Origin of the sequence: Novosphingobium pokkalii (assembly GCF_014652855.1) — a bacterium.
In the GTDB taxonomy this organism is placed as follows: Bacteria; Pseudomonadota; Alphaproteobacteria; order Sphingomonadales; family Sphingomonadaceae; genus Novosphingobium; species Novosphingobium pokkalii.
The window spans coordinates 175,201-194,142 of sequence record NZ_BMZP01000007.1 but is presented as its reverse complement, the minus strand read 5'-3'; the positions used below and the strand labels follow the sequence as shown (position 1 = coordinate 194,142).

At 65.9% G+C, this 18,942-nt stretch carries 20 protein-coding genes; 4 read left to right on the top strand and 16 right to left on the bottom strand.

The annotated features are described in order from the left end of the window. Positions 1–9: 9 nt before the first annotated feature. The 3 genes from IE191_RS09790 to hisB all read right to left on the bottom strand — a co-directional run bounded on the left by IE191_RS09790 (position 10) and on the right by hisB (position 2,513). A complete protein-coding gene (locus IE191_RS09790) occupies positions 10–1,173 on the bottom strand; it encodes a glycoside hydrolase family 130 protein (RefSeq protein ID WP_191324177.1) in 1,164 nt (387 codons plus the stop codon). Positions 1,174–1,297: 124 nt separating this feature from the next. After that, entirely contained in the window at positions 1,298–1,927 is a 630-nt protein-coding gene (hisH, locus tag IE191_RS09785; protein WP_191324176.1) for an imidazole glycerol phosphate synthase subunit HisH, read from the bottom strand. Continuing rightward, the gene (gene hisB, locus IE191_RS09780; RefSeq protein WP_191324175.1) at positions 1,920–2,513 is read right to left on the bottom strand and encodes an imidazoleglycerol-phosphate dehydratase HisB; all 594 of its coding nucleotides are present in this window, start codon (positions 2,511–2,513) and stop codon (positions 1,920–1,922) included. The genes hisH and hisB overlap by 8 nt, the downstream gene beginning before the upstream one ends. Positions 2,514–2,596: 83 nt before the next feature. Between hisB and IE191_RS09775 the strand changes: the two genes are divergently transcribed. Then, entirely contained in the window at positions 2,597–3,106 is a 510-nt protein-coding gene (locus tag IE191_RS09775) for an SspB family protein (protein ID WP_191324174.1), read from the top strand. Positions 3,107–3,172: 66 nt separating this feature from the next. Continuing rightward, positions 3,173–3,631, top strand: a complete 459-nt coding sequence (locus IE191_RS09770) for a hypothetical protein (protein WP_191324173.1) — start codon at positions 3,173–3,175, stop codon at positions 3,629–3,631. Between the two features lie 103 nt (positions 3,632–3,734). Here IE191_RS09770 and IE191_RS09765 read toward each other — a convergent pair whose 3' ends face one another. The 4 genes from IE191_RS09765 to IE191_RS09750 form a co-directional block, all read right to left on the bottom strand. Then, positions 3,735–4,256: a YbjN domain-containing protein gene (locus IE191_RS09765; RefSeq protein ID WP_191324172.1), complete on the bottom strand. Its 522-nt coding sequence runs from the start codon at positions 4,254–4,256 to the stop codon at positions 3,735–3,737. Positions 4,257–4,445: 189 nt separating this feature from the next. Continuing rightward, the gene (locus IE191_RS09760; protein ID WP_191324171.1) at positions 4,446–6,281 is read right to left on the bottom strand and encodes a M2 family metallopeptidase; all 1,836 of its coding nucleotides are present in this window, start codon (positions 6,279–6,281) and stop codon (positions 4,446–4,448) included. A gap of 81 nt (positions 6,282–6,362) precedes the next feature. Continuing rightward, positions 6,363–7,133, bottom strand: coding sequence for an alpha/beta fold hydrolase (locus IE191_RS09755; protein WP_191324170.1), 771 nt, complete (start codon positions 7,131–7,133; stop codon positions 6,363–6,365). Then, positions 7,133–7,933, bottom strand: a complete 801-nt coding sequence (locus tag IE191_RS09750) for a sulfite exporter TauE/SafE family protein (RefSeq protein WP_191324169.1) — start codon at positions 7,931–7,933, stop codon at positions 7,133–7,135. The genes IE191_RS09755 and IE191_RS09750 overlap by 1 nt, the downstream gene beginning before the upstream one ends. A 328-nt stretch (positions 7,934–8,261) precedes the next feature. Here IE191_RS09750 and IE191_RS09745 point away from each other — a divergent pair, with 328 nt between their 5' ends. Further along, complete coding sequence (locus IE191_RS09745) at positions 8,262–8,930, top strand: hypothetical protein (RefSeq protein ID WP_191324168.1); 669 nt, start codon at positions 8,262–8,264, stop codon at positions 8,928–8,930. 81 nt (positions 8,931–9,011) lie between these two features. On the opposite strand, the gene IE191_RS09740 is transcribed toward IE191_RS09745, so the two are convergent. The 9 genes from IE191_RS09740 to ffh form a co-directional block, all read right to left on the bottom strand. Continuing rightward, complete coding sequence (locus IE191_RS09740) at positions 9,012–10,037, bottom strand: aspartate-semialdehyde dehydrogenase (protein ID WP_191324167.1); 1,026 nt, start codon at positions 10,035–10,037, stop codon at positions 9,012–9,014. A gap of 98 nt (positions 10,038–10,135) precedes the next feature. After that, positions 10,136–12,394 carry a S9 family peptidase gene (locus IE191_RS09735; protein WP_191324166.1) on the bottom strand — a complete coding sequence of 753 codons (2,259 nt, stop codon included), beginning with the start codon at positions 12,392–12,394 and terminating at the stop codon, positions 10,136–10,138. Between the two features lie 95 nt (positions 12,395–12,489). Next, on the bottom strand, positions 12,490–12,870 hold the full coding sequence (gene rplS, locus IE191_RS09730; RefSeq protein ID WP_191324165.1) for a 50S ribosomal protein L19: 381 nt from the start codon (positions 12,868–12,870) through the stop codon (positions 12,490–12,492). Next, entirely contained in the window at positions 12,848–13,750 is a 903-nt protein-coding gene (gene trmD / locus IE191_RS09725) for a tRNA (guanosine(37)-N1)-methyltransferase TrmD (protein ID WP_191324164.1), read from the bottom strand. The genes rplS and trmD overlap by 23 nt, the downstream gene beginning before the upstream one ends. An 81-nt stretch (positions 13,751–13,831) precedes the next feature. Beyond that, on the bottom strand, positions 13,832–14,218 hold the full coding sequence (locus IE191_RS09720) for a type II toxin-antitoxin system VapC family toxin (protein WP_191324163.1): 387 nt from the start codon (positions 14,216–14,218) through the stop codon (positions 13,832–13,834). Continuing rightward, positions 14,218–14,490: an AbrB/MazE/SpoVT family DNA-binding domain-containing protein gene (locus IE191_RS09715; RefSeq protein WP_191324162.1), complete on the bottom strand. Its 273-nt coding sequence runs from the start codon at positions 14,488–14,490 to the stop codon at positions 14,218–14,220. Before IE191_RS09715 ends, IE191_RS09720 begins: the two co-directional genes overlap by 1 nt. A 30-nt stretch (positions 14,491–14,520) precedes the next feature. Next, on the bottom strand, positions 14,521–15,009 hold the full coding sequence (rimM, locus tag IE191_RS09710; RefSeq protein ID WP_191324161.1) for a ribosome maturation factor RimM: 489 nt from the start codon (positions 15,007–15,009) through the stop codon (positions 14,521–14,523). Positions 15,010–15,024: 15 nt separating this feature from the next. Next, positions 15,025–15,411 carry a 30S ribosomal protein S16 gene (gene rpsP / locus IE191_RS09705; protein WP_191324160.1) on the bottom strand — a complete coding sequence of 129 codons (387 nt, stop codon included), beginning with the start codon at positions 15,409–15,411 and terminating at the stop codon, positions 15,025–15,027. A 38-nt stretch (positions 15,412–15,449) separates the two neighbouring features. Further along, complete coding sequence (gene ffh, locus IE191_RS09700) at positions 15,450–16,937, bottom strand: signal recognition particle protein (protein ID WP_191324159.1); 1,488 nt, start codon at positions 16,935–16,937, stop codon at positions 15,450–15,452. 322 nt (positions 16,938–17,259) lie between these two features. Between ffh and IE191_RS09695 the strand changes: the two genes are divergently transcribed. Further along, positions 17,260–18,927: a putative bifunctional diguanylate cyclase/phosphodiesterase gene (locus IE191_RS09695; protein WP_229815226.1), complete on the top strand. Its 1,668-nt coding sequence runs from the start codon at positions 17,260–17,262 to the stop codon at positions 18,925–18,927. Positions 18,928–18,942: the final 15 nt, after the last annotated feature.

Sequence of the window (18,942 nt, the reverse complement as noted above, 5' to 3'; positions counted from 1 at the left end):
TCCAGCCGCTTACCCAATCGCATCCTTGGGCACATGGGTGATCCGGCACGCCAGGTCCGCTTCTCCCGAGGCGATGATGAAGCGGTCGCCCTGGTCGATCACGCCGGTGGTGAAGACCACGTCGCGCAGATAGAGCAGGTCTTCCAGCGGCCGGGTCAGTTCGGCATCGGGTTCCAGCAGCGGCGCCTCGCCCTGCGCCAGGACGCGGGTCGGATCGTTTTCATCGAGAAGCGTCCAGAACGTGCGGTAGACGCCGACGATTTCCTTGGGTTCCACCCCGTGCCACAGGCTCAGCCAGCCGCGCCGGCCGGCCACTTCGGTCAGGATCGGCGGCGCGCCGCCGCCCATGCGCGCGCTGGCGGTGCTGTCGGTGCGTGGGCGGATGTGGGGCGAAAGGTGCGGCTTCCAGTGGCGGCCATCGGGCGAGGTGGCCAGGTTGATCGACGGGCCGGCCCGCCAGGGGCTGCCAGGGGGATAGGCGAACCACAAGTCCCCCAGCGGGCGCGTCTGGGCCCAGTACTGCCCGTTCACCAAGCCTTCAAAGATCAGCATGTCCTTGTTCTGGTGATCGAGGACCAGCCCCTCGAACGTCCAGTCCAGGCCGTTGTTGGAGGAATAGAGCGTGGTGGAATGCCGCTCCGGGCTGACCGAACAGGTGGTCATCAGATATTGCCCCTCGGCCACGCGCGAAATCCGCGCGTCTTCCAGGCCATAGCATTGCCACGGACCTTGCGGCGCAATGGCCTTGTCATAGTGGATGGCCACGATGTCCATCGCGTCCGGCGTCATTTCCACCGGCAGCAACCACGACAGCGAGGTGAGCGCCATGACTTTCCAGCCACCGCCGGGCACCATGAACTTGCGCGGATCGCGCGTGTCCACCAGTTCCAGCGGCCAGGCATCGAGTACGTAGCGCCCAAAGGCCTGCCCGCCGATTTCGCGACCATCGCCGTCCCAGCGAATGGCGTGGACCTTGCCGTCGCGCACGGGCTCGCGCAGCGCCTCGGCCACGCGCACCATCAACAGCACATTGCCATTGGGCAGCACCGTCATGCCCGGATTGAACGCGCCGAGCACATAAGTCTCGGCGTCGAAATGCCCGGCCAGCGGCGAACGCGCCAGATCGATCACATGGGGCGTGATCACCAGACGATCATGGGGAAACGCCGTCATGCCGCCGCCCCACGCGCGCCGATGTTCCGCGTTGCGATGGCCATGCCTGCTCCTGTCGTTGTTCCTGAATGCATATGGTCAGGAAAGCGTCAGGCGCCTGGCAGTTCCTCCGCCTGCCCCTTGTTCAGGGCTTCCAGGCGAGGAAACGGGACAGCAGGTCCAGGCCATAGGCCTGGCTCTTTTCCGGATGGAACTGCACGCCCAGGATGTTGTCGCGCGCCACCGCCGCGACCAGGCCGCCGCCATGGTCGGTCAGCGCGGCCACGTCGCTGCCCTGCTCCACGGCAAAGTGGTAGGAATGCAGGAAATAGGCCTCGCCACCCTTGATCAGCGCGGCGCCATCGGCGTGATGCATGGGCGAAACATCGTTCCAGCCCATGTGCGGCACCTTGATCGCCGGGTCGGTCCGCTCGATCAGGCGCACTTCGCCGGGAATCCAGTCGAGCCCCTCGGTCACGCCGTGCTCCACACCGCGCGAGGCAAGCAGTTGCATGCCCACGCAAATGCCCAGGAACGGCACGCCGTCGACCAGCACGCGCTCTTCCAGCGCATCGATCATGCCGGCCACCCCGCGCAAGGCCTGCGCGCAGGCGCGATAGGCGCCAACGCCGGGCAGCACCACGCGATCGGCCCGGCGCACCGCATCGGGATCGGATGTCAGCAGGACATCGTCGGCCCCGGCCACTTTCAGCGCATTGGCCACCGAGCGCAGGTTGCCCGCGCCATAATCGATCAGGGCGAGCCGCTCAGCCACCCAGCATCCCCTTGGTGGAGGGAATGGCATCGGCCTTGCGCGGGTCGATCGCGATGGCCTGGGCCATGGCGCGGGCAAAGCCCTTGTAGATGCCCTCGATGATGTGGTGGTTGTTGGTGCCATAGAGGCATTCGATGTGCAGCGTGATGCCGGCCGCCTGCGACAGCGACTGGAACCAGTGCTCGAACATCTCGGTATCCATCGTGCCCAGGCGCGGCTGGCTGAACGCAGCCTTCCACACCAGGATCGGGCGGCCGGAAATGTCCAGCGCCACGCGAGCCAGCGCCTCGTCCATCGGGGCGTAGGTGGAGCCGTAGCGGGTGATGCCCTTCTTGTCGCCCAGGGCCTGGGCGATCGCCTGGCCCAGCGCGATCGCGCTGTCTTCCACGGTGTGGTGCGCGTCGATGTGGAGATCGCCCTTCACGTGCAGCGTCACGTCGATCAGCGAATGGCGCGAGAACTGCTCGACCATGTGATCGAGGAAACCGACCCCGGTGTTCACGTCATAGACCCCGGTGCCATCGAGGTTGACGCTGACCTTGATGTCGGTTTCGGCGGTGGTGCGGGTGATCGATCCGGTGCGCATGGCGCATGCCTATACGCCCAGAGGGGCGAGAATCAATCTCTCCCTCTTGACCCGCGCCCGTGCCAGCGCCAGTTGTGCTGGATATGAGCGAAACGCCCGACAGCCTGATCCCCTACGACGAAATCGTGCAGGAAGCCCTGCGCGCCGTGGTAGGCCGCGTCCTGGGCCAGGTGGAGGCATCCGGCGGGATGCTTCCCGGCCAGCACCACTTCTACATCACGTTCCGCACCGGGGCGCCGGGGGTTTCGATCCCCAACCGCCTGAAGGAACGCTTCCCCGACGAGATGACCATCGTGCTCCAGAACAAGTTCTGGGACTTGAAGGTGGAGGAAGACAGCTTCTCGGTGGGGCTGAGCTTCAACCAGGTACCATCCACGCTGATCATTCCATTCCGCGCGATCACCGCGTTTGTCGATCCGGCGGTGGATTTCGGCCTGCAATTCCAGGCCGCCGACGATCTGGACGAGGAAGGCCACGAGGACGCCGAGAACGATTCTTCGGCGCTCGACGGGGAAACTTCCGACAAGCCCGCCGTTGAACGCAGCGACGACGGCTCCAACGTCGTCACGGTCGATTTCGGCCGCAAGAAGTAACCGCCCGCCGCAGCCCAGGTAATCGGGTCTTGCCGCGGGCCTGCAAGGCATACGGGGCGTCCACAGATGGTTTCCAAGGGCAAAGCGGCCAAGATCGATCAGCACGGGGCGACTGACGCCACCGGCACCACTGGCGAGACCACTGCGGCGCCGGCGAAAGGCACTGTTGCGCCCGCAGAAGAAGCGCCAAAGGACAAGGCTGGCGGCACGCCGCTGACCACGCTGATCCTCACCGACATTGCCATGAGCGCAGGCAGCGCATTGCTGGCGCGCAGTGTGGCGGGGCGTGGCATGGCCGGGCGCGTGCTGGGCAAGGCCCTGCCGCTGCGCCGCCCCGGTGGCCTGCTGCCGGCACCCTCGCTTGCCGGCAGCCTGGTCGGCACGGCGATTGCCCGCGTGGCCACCCGCTCCGTGCCCGGCGCCATTCTCGTCGGCGGCGGCCTGGTGGCCAAGGCTCTCTATGAACGCCGCAAGAGCCGGCGCGCAGCCAAGGCGGCGACGATTACGCCCCGGAAGCCGCGCTAAGCGGCGGGAAGATTGGCAGCCGGAAGGCTTCGACAAGATCAGCCCGCAGGGATGGAACGGCTCGCGTCCCGCTCTCCCCATAGCTCGGTCAGGTGGCGCGCGCTCAGCGCGCGGCGCTGGCCAGTTGCGGGTGGCCGCTGGCGAGGAACACTTCGCTGCCGATCGAATCGAGCGCCATGCGATAGGACTTGACCACCATGGCGAAGACCGAGGTGTCGATGCCGCTGCCGGTGATCACGTCCCACGACACGGTGACGGACTTGTCCGCCGCCACCGAGACCGCGCCAAAGCGGTTGGCGTTGACAAAGGCCACGGCCTTTTCCGCGTCGAATGGCCGTTCCGGGTGGAAGCTGCTGGAAAACTGCAACGACTGGCAAGCCGCGTGGGTTACTTCGTTGCAATCGTAGAACACCACTTGCGAACGCCAGCCGCCGATATCGGCCGTGACCAGCGGATCGCCCGAGGAATCCTCACCCAGCGTGGCCTGATAGCCCTGCGCCTTGAGCGCGGTGACCACGCTGGCCGGCGTCATGGCCGAAACCGTTTCCGCCCGGGCGCTGGGCGCGGTCGCCAGCATGATGCCGCCGATCACGGCGCAGGCAATGGCGGGAAGTCTGATTTCCATCCCCAGCATCCTCAAAAAACATGTTCTTGTTTGTTGAGGAAAGCGTCTCACACTCGCCCACGACTGGCAAGCGTGTAAATTCACCCAGTGAAATCGTGAAGTTACGCTGCGCCGCACAACAACAGAGGCCGGATTCGCGAAGAATCCGGCCTCCATCAAGGCATGCCATGCCCGGTTGCGCTGCGGGATTTACCAGCCGCAATCCTGTCCCGCGTTCTGCTTCTTGAGCCAGGCCGAAAGCGGCGCGAAATAGCGCAGCATGGCCCCGCCGCTCATCTCGCGCGTGCCGGTGAAGACTTCCAGCGCGTCGGGCCAGGGCTTTGACGCGCCCATCTTGAGCATGGCGTCGAGCTTGGCGCCCACCTTGGGATTGCCATAGAAGCTGCACCGATGCAGCGGGCCTTTCCAGCCGGCTTCCTTGCAGGCCGCTTCGTAGAACTGGAATTGCAGGATCCGTGCCAGGAAATAGCGGGTATAGGGCACGCCCGCCGGCACGTGATACTTGGCCCCCGGATCGAAAGCATCGGCCCCGCGCGGCCCCGGCGGCACCACCCCCTGATAGCTTAGGCGCATGTCGTTCCACGCCTTTTCATAGTTGGCCGGGGCAATCTCGCCCGAGAACACGCCCCAGCGCCAGCGGTCGATCAGCAGGCCGAACGGCAGGAACGCCACCTTGTCCATCGCCTGGCGCAGCAGCAGGCCGATATCCTTGTCCGGCCCCGGCACGCGGGCGGGATCAAGCAGGCCCAGCTTGACCAGGTAATCGGGCGTGATCGACAGGGCCATGGTGTCGCCGATCGCTTCGTGGAAGCCATCGTTGGCGCCTTCCATGTACCAGCGCGAGGGCTGCTGGTTATAGGCGCGCTGGTAGAAGTTGTGGCCCAGCTCGTGGTGGATCGTCACGAAGTCAGAGGCATCCACCTTGATGCACATCTTCACGCGCAGATCGTCGACATTGTCGAGATCCCAGGCCGAGGCATGGCACACCACCTCGCGGTCGCGCGGCTTGGTGAACTGCGAACGCTGCCAGAACGTGGCGGGCAGCGGCTGGAAGCCGAGCGAGGTGTAGAACCCTTCCCCGGTCTTGACCATCTTCAGCGGGTCATAGCCCTTGTCCTTGAGCAGGCTGGTCAGGTCATAGCCGATGTCGCCCGCGCCCTGCGGCGCGACGAGATCATAGATGCCGCCCCATTCCTGCGCCCACATGTTGCCTAGAAGGTCGGCGCGGATCGGGCCTTTCCTGGGCTGCACCGCGTCGCCATACCTGGCGTTGAGCTTGCCTCGCACATAGCAGTGCAACTGCTGGTAGAGCGGGCGGACCTGCGCCCAGACCTTTTCGGTCAGGGCCGCGAACTGGTCGGGGCTCATGTCATAGTTCGCGCGCCACAAGGCGCCGGTATCGGCATAGCCCAGCTCGCGCGCGCCGGCATTGGCGATGTCCACCATCCGCACGTAATCGGCCTTCATCGGCGTGCCGACGCTGTCGTGCCACGACAGCCACATTTCCTTCAGCTCGTCGGGATTGCGATCGGTGGCCATCGCCTCTTCGATGTCGCTGCCGTTGATCGGCTGGCCGCGCAGGGTGCCATGGCCCTTGCCATAAAGACCCTGGATACGCGCCTGGAGCGCGGAGAACTCTTCCGCCGCGCCGGGGGTGGAGGGCGCCGGGCTGGTGATCTGGGTGCGGATCATCGTCAGCTTGCGCAGGGTTTCGGGCGAAAGGCCGGGCACCTTGGCAAATTCGGCGGCCTGCTTGGCCTGGGCGACCTGAAGCTTGCTCATCGTCGCGCCGGCGTCTGCCGTGATCTGCGCGGTGTCGTCGGTGATATAGGTCTCATAGACCCATTCGGCGCGGCCCGAGGTGACTGTCTGCTCGGCATAGGCCTTGTCGGCCTGGGCCAGCCAGGCATCGACATCAGCAGGGGTGGCGGTGGCTGCGGTGGCGGGTGCGGCTGGCGCAGCGATGGCAGCCGGCGCGGCCAGCGCGGCCACCACCAGCGCCATGGTTGAAACGAGGGTTTTCATGAAAGGGGCACTCCCTGGGGACACGAGCCGGGCTTGCCGCCCGGCTTGTGTCCCATGGGGTGCCGCCCAAACGCCCTCAGGTCAAGCCGAAGTGGTGAGGAATGAAACCAGTTCCGCGCCCAGCTCGGGCCGCGTGACACAGCCCATGTGCGTGCCGGGAATGGTGGCGCGCCGCGCGTCGGGCAGCGCCTGCGCCAGCTTGTCGGCGCTGCCGTTGTCGTTGTCCTGGTCTCCGCACAGCACCAGCGTGGGCATGGTGATCGCTGCCAGCGCCGCCGGATCGGTATCTTCCATCGCGCCGAGCAGTTCGCGTACGGCAACGCGGTCGATCCCGCTGGTCTTGAGGAACTGCTGTGACAGGTATTCGGGATCGCCATGGCGGAACGTGCCGAACCCGTCGATCACCTTGCGGAAGAAGGCCATGCGATGGTTCCAGCCGGCCAGCCCTTCCAGGCCCATGCCCGCCAGCACCAGGCGGCGCGGCGCCATGCCCGCGATCACGCTGCGCGCCGCCGTCCGCGCGCCGAGCGAAAAGCCGACGAGATCGAAGTGATCGAGGCCCAGATGCGCCACCAGTGCCTGCGCATCGCGCGCCAGCACGTCGGTGGGATAGGCCTGCGCCCCATGCGGCGCCGCGCTTTGCCCATGCGCGCGCAGATCGGGCATCAGGCACCGGAACCCGGCGGCGGCCAGTTGCGCCGCCGTGCCGAACTTGATCCAGTTGACCTGGGCGGACGAAAACAGCCCGTGCAGCAGGATCACCGGGCGCCCATGGCCGGTTTCCGGCGCCACTTCGTGCAGCGCCAGGCGCGTGCCGTCGAAACTCTCGAAAAACGTCGTCGTCGTGTCCATCAGCTCAGCAACTTGATCCCGGATATCAGCAGAACGGCGGCCAGCGCCGGGCGCAGGATACGGTCGGGCGCGCGGGTGGACAACAGGCTGCCGACGATAACGCCGGGGATGGAGCCAAGCAGCAGTGCCGCCAGCAGCGCCAGATTGACATCGCCGATGATCCAGTGGCCGAAACCGGCCACCAGCGTCAGCGGCACGGCATGGGCAATGTCGGTGCCGACGATGCGGGAAATCCGCAGCGTGGGATAAAGCATCAGCAACGCCGTCACGCCGATCGCGCCCGCCCCTACCGACGAGATCGAGACGAGCACGCCCAGCACCACGCCGAGCACCACCGTGGCCCAGACCGGCTTGGCGACATCGGCCGTGCCCTGCCCCACCTGCGTTGCCTCCACCCCACGCGCCAGCGCGACGATGCGCTTCTGGAACAGCGTGGCGATGGACGTGAGCACCAGCATGACCCCGAGCACGAGCAGGATGGTGTGGCTGGTCTGCTTGCCCACTTTGCCCGCCCACGACAGCACGACCAGCGCGACAATCGCGGCGGGCACGCTGCCCGCGGCCAGCCGGGCCATGATCGGCCAGTCGATGGTGTTGCGCTTGCCATGCACGGTGGAGCCGACGATCTTGGTCAGCGAGGCAAACAGCAGGTCGGTGCCCACGGCCGTGCCGGGATTGATGCCGAAGATCAGCACCAGGATCGGCGTCATCAAAGAGCCGCCGCCCACACCCGTCAAGCCCACCAGAATGCCGACCAGCAGGCCGGCAACCGCATGCAGGGCGTCGAAGTGTTCCAGCATTGTCCCTCCGGCAACGTGCAAAGACCAACCCGGCCCTGCAAAAAGACCAACTGTCGGCGGCCATACTGGCGGCGGGTGCGCCTCGGCAATGCCTGGTGCACCAATCTCTAGTTTTGGACTTGGCATTCTTTCTTTTGCCGCTGCGGCGCGCAAGCCCTTTCCGTTCGGTTCGCCGCGCGCGGGAAACAGCTTCAAGCCCAGGCGCGCGCCCATGGCGATGAACCGAAAGCCGGGCGGAACGCAATCGCAGGGCTTGCGGTTCCCCCTGCCAACACGGCCACGTCCCCGGCCAGACCCTTTGAGCCCATCCCGTTATGGAGTTCGTTCGATGACCAAGACCAAGCTCGTCGCGCCGCTGCTGGCGGCCACTGCCATGATCGCCGGTTTCTCGGCCCCCGCCCATGCCGCCGGCAAAGCCGAACGCGCCCGCCAGGCGATTGCCGCCGCCCAGGCCAAGATCGACACGGCCGAACAGCTCGGCACCGCCGAGTTCCGCCCCGGCGAAACCGCCCAGGCCAAGGCAGCCCTCGCCCATGCCCAGGAAAACCTTGCGGCCGGGCACAAGCCCGAAGCGATCGACGATGCGATCCACGCCTCGGCCCTGGCCGATACCGCGATCGGCATGATGCAGAAGCACAAGGCGGAAATGGCCGATCGCCAGTCCGCCGCCGCCGTTGCCGATGCCCAGGCGCAGGCCCAGGCGGCCCAGCAACAGGCAGACGCCGCCAACGCCCGCGCCGACGTGGCGACGGCCGCCGCGCAATCCTCGGCCGCCGATGCCGCCGCCGCGCGCGAAGCTGCCGCCGTGGCGATGACCACGCCGCAGCCTGCCCCGGCCACGGTCGAAACCACCGTTACCACGCAAGGCTCCGCCCGCGCCCCGGTGAAGAAGGTGACGGTGAAGAAGGTCGCGCGTCGCACCACGCACAGCCCGGTGCGCACCGCCTCGGCCGCCGGCACGGTGACCACGACCACGCGGATCACCCAGGGTCAGTAAGCCGACGCACATGCAAAAAGGCCCCGGTATCCGCGCTGGATACCGGGGCCATTTTCATGACGCCAGGCTGGCGGGCCGCAATCAGCCCTTCTTCAGGTGGCGGCGGCCCAGCAGCTCGGCAATCTGCACGGCATTCAGCGCGGCGCCCTTGCGCAGGTTGTCCGACACGCACCACAGCGACAGGCCGTTGTCCACGGTCGAATCCTCGCGCACGCGCGAAACGTAGGTGGCATAGTCGCCCACGCATTCCACCGGGGTGACATAGCCACCGTTCTCGCGCTTATCGACCAGCATCACGCCGGGCGCTTCGCGCAACACGTCCTGGGCCTCGGCCGCCGAGATTTCGTTCTCGAATTCCAGGTTGATCGCTTCGGAGTGGCCGATGAACACCGGCACACGCACGCACGTGGCCGTGACCTTGACCTTGGGATCGAGGATCTTCTTGGTTTCGGCCACCATCTTCCACTCTTCCTTGGTCGAGCCGTCGTCCAGGAACGTGTCGATATGCGGGATCACGTTGAACGCGATCTGCTTGGTGAACTTCTTGGGCTCCACCTGGTCACCCACGAAGATCGCGCGGCTCTGCTCGAACAGTTCGTCCATGCCTTCCTTGCCGGCGCCCGACACCGACTGGTAGGTGGCCACGACCACGCGCTTGATCTTGGCCTTGTCGTGCAGCGGCTTGAGCGCCACGACCATCTGCGCGGTGGAGCAGTTGGGATTGGCGATGATGTTGCGCGCGGTATAGCCGTCGATGGCGTCCGGGTTCACTTCGGGCACGATCAGCGGAACATCGGGGTCCATGCGATAGAGCGACGAGTTGTCGATCACCACGCAGCCCTGCGACGCGGCCTTGGGCGCATAGATCTTGGTCGGCGCGGAACCGGCGGCAAACAGCGCGATGTCCCAGCCCGTGAAGTCGAAATGCTCGACGTTCTGGACTTTCAGCTTCTTGCCCGTTTCGCCGAAGTCGATCTCGCTGCCCTGCGAGCGCGAGGACGCCAGCACCGCGATCTCGTCGATCGGGAATTCGCGCTCGGCCAGGATGTTGAGCATCTCGCGGCCGACATTGCCCGTCGCACCCACCACTACAACCCGATAACCCATGGTAACTTACACTCCCTTGCGGGCGCCTTGCGCGCGCCCGTTCCTTAGCGGCTGGTTCCAACCAGCCAAGTGAAAGGGGCTTGTGCCCCTCAAACGTCTTATTTCCCGCTGCCCGCCCCGTTGCGATCGAGGAAGCGGAACATCGTTTCATAGAGATGCTGGCTCACCTTGGGGCCGCTGATGCGGTGGGTGTAGCCGGGATAGAGCATCATCTCGAACGGCACTGCTTCGCCCTGCATCTTGGCGATCAGGGCAGAGCTGTTCTCGAACACCACGTTGTCGTCGGCCATGCCGTGCACCAGCAGCAGCGGATCGCGGATCTGCCCCGTCCGCTCCAGCGCGCCGGCCGCCTTGTAGACCTCGGGCACCTGCTTGGGGTTACCCAGATAGCGCTCGGTATAGGCGGTATCGTAAAGCTCCCACTTGGTCACCGGGGCCACGGCAATGCCCGCCGCCCAGACGCCCGGATGGGCTTCGAGCATCTTGACCGTCATGTAGCCGCCATAGGACCAGCCGAACGTGCTCACCCGCTTGGGATCGACATAGGGCTGGCTTTTCAGCCACTGCGCCCCGGCAAGCTGGTCTTCCACTTCCACCGTGCCCATCGCGTGCCAGATCTTGCTGGCGAAATCGACGCCGCGGTGTTCCGAGCCGCGATTGTCCAGCGCGAAATAGATATAGCCCTTGGCCACGATCGCCTGGGCCAGCGCGCCCTGCCAGCCCTCGTGCACCACGTTCGCGGTCGGGCCGCCATAGTGATAGGTGAACACCGGATAGCGCTTGCCCGGCTCCATCGGCGGGGTGATCATCATGTAGTGCAGCGGCGTGCCGTCGGCAGCGGGAATCGTGCCGAAGGTGGCCGGCCGATGCGCCGCTAGATAAGGTGCATAGGGGTGGCCCGCGTCCACCTTGTTTTCCTCGATCCAGGCCAGGCGCTTGCCCGTGGCATCGGCCAGGTAGGATTGCGGCGGCTGCGCATCGGCGCTGCGCGTCACGATCAGGGTCTGGCCCTTGCCGTCCATGCTCGCCTTGTTGTCAAAGCCCAGGTCGGTCAGCCGCTCGATCTTCTCGGGCGCCTTGAGCGACAGGGCATAGACTTGGCCCGCCAGCACATCGTCCTTCGTGCCGGCAAAGACCACGCGGCCGGCCTTCTGGTCCACGCCAACCAGGTCGGTCACCACCCAGTCGCCCTTGGTCAACTGCTGCCACTGGCCATTCTTGAAGCGATAGAGGTGGCCGAAACCATCGCGTTCCGACCACCAGATCAGGCTGCCGTCATCGAGGAAGCGATAGTTGCTCGACAGGTTGATCCAGCTCTTGTCGCGGGCCTGTTCGGTGAACAGCACGCGCGCGGCGCCCGTCGCCGGGTCCACGGCCAGCATGTCCAGCCGCGTCTGAGCGCGGTTCAGGCGCTGCACATAGACGGTCTTGCCGTCATGCGCCCAGTCCACCCGGCCGAGGTAGATATCCTTGTCCGCCCCGAGGTCTACCTGCACCCGGTGACCGCCATCGGCGTCCATCAGCCACAGCGAGACATCGGCATTGGCCCCGCCGGCGGCCGGATAGCGCTGGTCATACGTGCGCGTGCCATCCGCGCCGATCGCCGCGCGCGTCACCACACCCACGGCGGCTTCGTCGAACCGCTCCACGGCCAGGCGCTTTTCATCGGGCGCCCACCAGAATCCGCTCATCCGCGCCAGTTCTTCCTGCGCCACGAATTCGGCTTCGCCCCAGTGGATCGTTGCAGCGCTTTCCTCGGGCGTGATCGCGCGCGGCGCGGCTTTGCCATTGGCGGGCACGACCCACAGCCGGCGATCGCGCACGAAAGCCAGCAGATCGCCCTGCGGCCCCAGGCGCGGGTTCAACTCGTCGCCGGTGGTGCCGGCAATCTTGCGCACCGTGCCGTCAAGCCCGGCCAGCAGCAGGTCGCCATCCAACGGCACCAGCACGGTCTTGCTGTCGCTCGCCCAGTCGTAGCTGACGATGCCCTTGAGATCGCCGATACGCTGGCGCTCGCGCTGCATCTTCTCCGCCTCGCTCAGCACGCGGCCCGACGAGAGCTTGAGCGAATCGACCAGCATCGACCACTTGCCACTCTTGCGATCGAACCCCCACAGGTCGAACCGCTCGCGATCGTCGGCGCGGTTCTTGAGCAGAGTGAGATAGCGCCCATCGGGCGAGACCTGCACGCCGCGCGGGCTTGGCCCGTTGAGCGAAGGGCTGGCAAAGACGCGCTCGAGCGTGAGCCTCCCCGGCTGGGCGGGCGCACTCACCGTTGCGGTTCCAGATGACGCGGCATGAACGAAGGCAGGGGCGCAAAGCAGCGCCGTAGCAAGCAGGGCAGAGCGAAAACGCATGGCAAGGGATAGGTCCCAATAAGCAAAAAGGGCGCCCTGGCGGATATACCAGGACGCCCTTTTCACGGTCTTTTCCGTGTCGAAGCGGTGGCTTCTCAGCCTTCCTGGCCAGGGCGCGTGTCACGGCGCTCGGCAATACGGGCGCTTTTGCCGGTGCGGCCGCGAAGATAGTACAGCTTCGCACGACGCACCACGCCCCGACGGACGACGGTAATCGAATCGATGTTGGGCGAGTAGAGCGGGAACACGCGTTCCACGCCTTCGCCGAACGAGATCTTGCGGACGGTGAAGTTCGAGCCCAGGCCACGGTTCGAACGCGCGATCACCACGCCTTCGTAAGCCTGAACGCGGGTGCGGTCGCCTTCGACAACGCGCACGCCCACGCGGACGGTATCGCCGGCGCGGAATTCGGGAATGGACTTCTTCGCCTTGAATTCGGCGATGGCTTCAGCTTCAAGCTGCTGAATCAGGTTCATTTTTCAAACGTCCTGCACTTTTTTGCCGCGCGCCAGAGGCAGACTGGGCCCGAGCGCCGACGTGGCGCTCCCAAAGGTCCGGCCTGCGTAACCGTGTGTCATCCTCGGACTGGCGTTGCCGCCATTCCGCGATCTTCGCATGATCCCCCGATCGCAGCACTTGCGGGATCATGCGCCCTTCCCATTCCTGGGGGCGGGTATAGTGGGGATATTCGAGCAGCCCGTTTTCGAACGACTCTTCATGCCCACTGGAAGCCGCGCCCATTACGCCGGGAAGCAGGCGAATGCAAGCATCCAGCAGCATCAGCGCCGCGCATTCGCCGCCCGAGAGGATGATGTCTCCCACCGAGACTTCCTCCACCTGGCGGCCTTCGAAAATGCGCTCGTCAAACCCCTCGAACCGCCCGCAGACAACGATTACCCCCGGCCCCGCCGCCAGCTCGCGCACCCGCGCCTGGGTCAAGGGCTTGCCCCGGGGCGTCATGGCGATGACGGGAATGGCCTCGGCCCCTCCACCACCGCCTGCGGCGGCGGTCCCCCTCCCCATTGCATGGGGAGGATCGAGAAGGTCCTCCCCCATCGGGGGAGGGGGACCAGCCGCAGGCTGGTGGAGGGGGTCATCCGCCGCTACCCTCTCCCCCATTCTCTCACGCGCATAGTCGATGGCTCTGGCCAGCACATCCACACGCAGCACCATGCCCGCCCCACCGCCAGCGGGCGTATCATCCACCGTGCGATGCTTGTCGGCAGCAAAATCACGGATCTGCACGGGATCGAGCGTCCACTTGCCCTCCCCCAGCGCGCGCCCGGCCAGGCTCACCCCCAGCGGCCCGGGAAACATCTCGGGATAAAGCGTGAGAACGGCAGCGTGGAAAGTCATGCAAAAAGTCCTGCTCGATCCTCCCCGACACGGGGAGGGGGACCAGCCGCAGGCTGGTGGAGGGGCCTTGGCAACCGGGCTTCAATCCGCCCAGTTCTCGATCTTCAACCCCGGCACATCGGCAAAATCGCGCGCATTGCGCGTAACCAGCGTCAAACCGCGTTCCAGCGCCTGCACGCCGATCAAGCGATCGAAGCTTTTCCGCCGAACGCCGATGGCGCGCACAACGTCGCCATAACGACGCGCACAGGCACGGTCGAAATCGAGCGTTTCCAAGCTGGCAACGAAGATATCGATCTTCTTGGCATCCCGCTCAGGTTCGGTGGAGGTGCGGATACCGGCCATCAGTTCGGCGACCGATATCGTGGAAACGAACAGCTTGCCGAAATGCTTACCCATGCGCGCCGCGAGTGGTTCGCTGCGCCCGGCCAGAAAATCGATGCAGGCGTTGGTGTCGAGCAGGTACATCAGGCCGCTGCCGGATGGTCCGGCGTTTCGGGCCAGTCATAGTCGCCCTGGTCGGTATCGCCGCGCCCCTGCGCCATGAAGCCTTCGGACACGCTGCCGAAAAGCCGCAGGAAGGACTCGCGCGACAGCGCCTTGCGCCATGCCGTCATGCTGCCGTCGGCGTGGGGAACCACGATCAGTTCCTCCCCGGCCTCGATGCCAAGCCCCTTCGGCAGGCGCAGGGCCACCGAATTGCCGGACTTGAAACTTCGGACAGTGAATTGCTCGGCCATCGCAGCCTCCGTATATCCCGGAGGTATATACTATTCCGCGTAAAGCGCGTCAATCACCAGGCGGCTCGCGTCCCACTCGGGCACGGCTTCGGCGCGCATCGGCACCATGAAACGCTTGCCGTCGGGTCGCTCGATATCGAGCACGTCGCCCGCACCATAATTGTCCACGCCCACGCAGGTGCCGAGCACGGTGCCGTCGGTGGAATGGGCGGGCAGGCCGATCAGGTCGGCGTGGTAATACTCGCCCTCGGCGAGCGGCGGCAGGGCCGAGCGCGGCACGGTCAGCGCCGTGCTGCGCAGGGCTTCTGCGGCATTGCGCGTGGTGACTTCGGCAAAGCGGGCAATCGCCCCGCCCTTGCCGTCGTCGCGCAGTTTTTGCAGCGTCAGGGTGCCGCCGTTGAACGCCTTGTAGGCCTTCAACGCCGCCACGCCTTCGCCAAACAGCTTGAGACGCACCTCGCCGGTTACGCCATGCGCGCCGGCGATGGCCGCCAGCGTAACCGGACGATCGTGCGTCATGCCGTTCTACAGGCCTCAGGCTTCGGCGGTTTCGCCGGCCGCTTCGGCAGCAGCAGCAGCGGCGGCTGCGGCCTTTTCAGCCTTGTCTTCGGCGCGTTCCTTGGCCTTCTTGCCGGGTTCGCCAGCCTGCGGGTTGTTGGTGGGCTTGCGCTCCTTGATGCCGGCCTTGTCGAGCAGGCGGGCAACGCGGTCGGTCGGCTGGGCGCCAACGCCGAGCCAGTAACGCACGCGGTCTTCGACCAGGCGCACGCGGTCTTCGGCGTCCTTGGCGAGCAGCGGGTTGTAGGTGCCCACCTGCTCCAGATACTTGCCGTCGCGCGGGGCGCGGCTGTTGGAAGCGACGATCTTGTAATAGGGGCGCTTCTTGGAACCGCCACGCGACAGACGCAGAGAAACAGACATTCGACTACCTTTCGACTAAATTGAGAATACCGGAAAAATCATTTCTTCTTGAGCAGATCGCCCAGGTTGGAGGGCAGACCGCCGCTGCCCAGGCCCGGCAGGCCACCCAGGCCGCCGCCACCCAAGCCACCAAGGCCGCCCATACCGCCGCCCTGCTGATCCAGCCCCGGCATGGCGGCACCCAGGCCACCCTTGCCGAACAGCGCGCCCAGGCCCTTGAGGCCGCCCATCTTCTTGATCTGCTTCATGGCCTTGGCCATTTCCATGTGCATCTTCAGAAGCTTGTTGACGTCCTGCACCGTGGTGCCGGAACCCTTGGCCACGCGGATCTTGCGCTTGGCGTTGAGCAGTTCGGGCTTGGCGCGCTCCTTGACGGTCATCGAGCCGATGATCGCGTCCATGTGCAGCAGCACCTTGTCGTCCATGCCGGACTGGGCCATCGCCGCTTTGGCCTTCTTCATGCCCGGCATCAGGCCCGCGAGCGCGCCCAGGCCACCCATGCGCTGCATCTGCTGCAACTGGGTGCGCAGGTCGTTCATGTCGAACTGGCCCTTGGCCATGCGCGCGGCGAGCTTTTCGGCTTCGTCCTGCTTGATCGTCGCGGCCGCCTTTTCGACGATCGAGACGATATCGCCCATGCCCAGAATGCGGCCGGCCACGCGCTCGGGCTGGAACTGCTCGATGGCATCCAGCTTTTCGCCCGTGGCGGCAAACTTGATCGGCTTGCCGGTGACGGCGCGCATCGACAGCGCCGCACCGCCGCGCGCGTCGCCGTCCATGCGGGTCAGCACAACGCCGGTCAGGTCGACTTCGCCGGCAAAGGCCTGCGCCACGTTGACCGCGTCCTGGCCGGTCAGCGAGTCGACGACGAGCAGGGTTTCGCGCGGCGTCGAGATGGCGGCCACCGCCTTCATCTCGTCCATCAGCGCCTGGTCGACATGGAGACGCCCGGCGGTGTCGAGCAGCAGCACGTCGACGGCCTGGAGCTTGGCCGCATTGAGCGCGCGGGTGGCGATTTCGACCGGCGACTGGCCCGGCACGATCGGCAGCGTGGCGACGCCGGCCTGCTCGCCCAGAACCTTGAGCTGTTCCTGCGCGGCCGGGCGATTGACGTCGAGCGACGCCATCATCACCTTCTTGCCGCGCTTTTCCTTGATCAGCTTGCCGATCTTGGCCGTGCTGGTGGTCTTGCCCGAACCCTGCAGGCCGACCATCATGATCACGACCGGCGGAGTGGCCGCCAGATCGAGATCGGCCGCCTCGCTGCCGAGCATTTCGACCAGGGCATCATTGACGATCTTGACGACCTGCTGGCCGGGCGTGACCGACTTCAGGACCGACTGGCCCACCGCCTCTTCGGTGACGCGATCGACGAAGCGGCGCACCACCGGCAAGGCCACGTCGGCCTCCAGTAGGGCAATGCGCACTTCGCGCATGGCGCCACGCACGTCGTCTTCGGAAAGCGCGCCGCGCCCGCGCAGGCGGTCGAATACGCCGCCAAGCCGGTCGGAAAGACTGTCGAACACGCGCTGCTCCATTGCCAAAGCGAGCGCCTCTGGTCGATAACGCGAAAAACGCCGGTGGGCGAAACCTCGCCGACCAGCGTGCGCCATCCATCAGGGGCGTACAAAACGAATCTGCCGGATGCCGGCGATTCCCGGCTTCCACAGTGGGCCGCCCTTACCCCCCGCCCTGCTTGATTGCAACCCTGCACCTGCGCCAAACCCGGCGGAATCCGGCCATCGCGCAAGTCTTAACCAATATTTCAACAGCCCCCACGTAAGTTCCCGCAAGTGCAAGACAGGACGGCCAGGGGGCGGTCTTGGGGGAAGACGAGCAGGGTACGGCATGGCAAGCGCGGCAATGGACAGCGGCAATACCGCGTCAGGAACGCCCGGCATTCCGCGCGCGGAGCGGGATATCGTGGCTCTGGGAATCATCGCAGCGGCGATCATCCTGTTCGTCGGCTCGGGCTCGGCCGTGCTTACCCGCACCGTGCGCCATGTGCTGTTCGGCGGGGCCAGCGTCGATTCGATCCTGGCCAACGCTCTGCTGCTCAACATCGCGCTGATCATCTTCGGCTGGCGCCGCTACGTGGAACTGACCGGCGAAGTGCGCGAACGCCGCCGCGCCGAGGAAACCGCGCGCACCCTGGCGTTCACTGATCCCCTCACCGGCTGCCTCAACCGCCGCAGCCTGGACAGTGCGATCGAGGCCATGGTGCGCGAGGCCCATGCCCAGGGCGAAGCGGTCGCGCTGTTCATGCTCGATCTCGACAAGTTCAAGCGCGCCAACGACCTACACGGGCACCAGACCGGTGATGCGGTGCTTGTCGCCACGGCCGAGCGCCTGCGCACAACCCTGCCGCCCGGCGCGATCATCGCCCGCATCGGCGGCGACGAATTCACCTGCGCCCTGCGCTTCGACCCGGCCCGCGCGGCGATGGTCGAACAGGTGGCCAGCCAGCTCAACGCCGCTCTCGCCGAACCAGTGCATCTGACCGATTGCAACGTGGACATTTCCGGATCGATCGGCCTGGCGCGCAGCGATGGCGCGATGATACCGCAGGAGGCCGACGAGGCGGCCATCGCGGCGCGGCTCCAGCACCACGCCGATCTGGCCATGTACCAGGCCAAGAGCAGCGGACGAAACCGCTTCTGCTGGTTCGATCCGGCGATGGAAAAGGAACTGCGCTTTCGCGCCGATCTGGAAAGCGGCATTCGCGAAGGCATCGCGCGGGGCGAATTCGTGCCCTATTACGAAAAGCAGATCGATATCGACACCGGCCGTCTCTCCGGCTTTGAAATGCTGGCGCGCTGGCAATCGCCGCGTCATGGCCTGATTGCGCCCGATGTGTTCATCCCGGTGGCCGAGGAAATCGGCGTGATCGCCGAGCTGTCCGAAGCGCTGATCCGCCAAGCGCTGATCGATGCGCGCGAATGGGATCCCTCGCTCACGCTCTCGGTCAACGTCTCGCCGCTGCAACTGCGCGATCCGTGGTTTGCGCAGCGCCTGCTCAAGCTGCTGGTCGAAGCCAATTTCCCGCCGCACCGGCTGGATGTGGAAATCACCGAAACCTGCCTGCACGAAAACCTGCCGCTGGTGCGCTCGCTCGTCGCCAGCCTCAAGAACCAGGGCATCCGCCTGAGCCTGGATGATTTCGGCACCGGCTACAGCTCGATCGCGCAATTGCGCTCGCTGCCGTTCGACCGGATCAAGATCGATCGCAGCTTTGTGTCCACGCTCGATCGCTGCAAGGACAGCGCCACGATCGTCGCCGCGATCACCTCGCTGGGCCAGGGGCTGGACCTGCCGCTGACCGCCGAGGGCATCGAGACCGAAGGCGTGCTGGAAGAACTGCGCAAGCTCGGCTCGTTCAAGGGCCAGGGCTTCCTCTATGGCCAACCGCAGGACGCGCAGACCGTGCGCGCCGCGCTGGCCGCCGAGGATCTGCTGGTCGGCGGCCACGATCACGCCGATGCTGCCCCGGCGCAGGATCGCGCCGCGAACGGCTGATCCACTGCGCAGGCA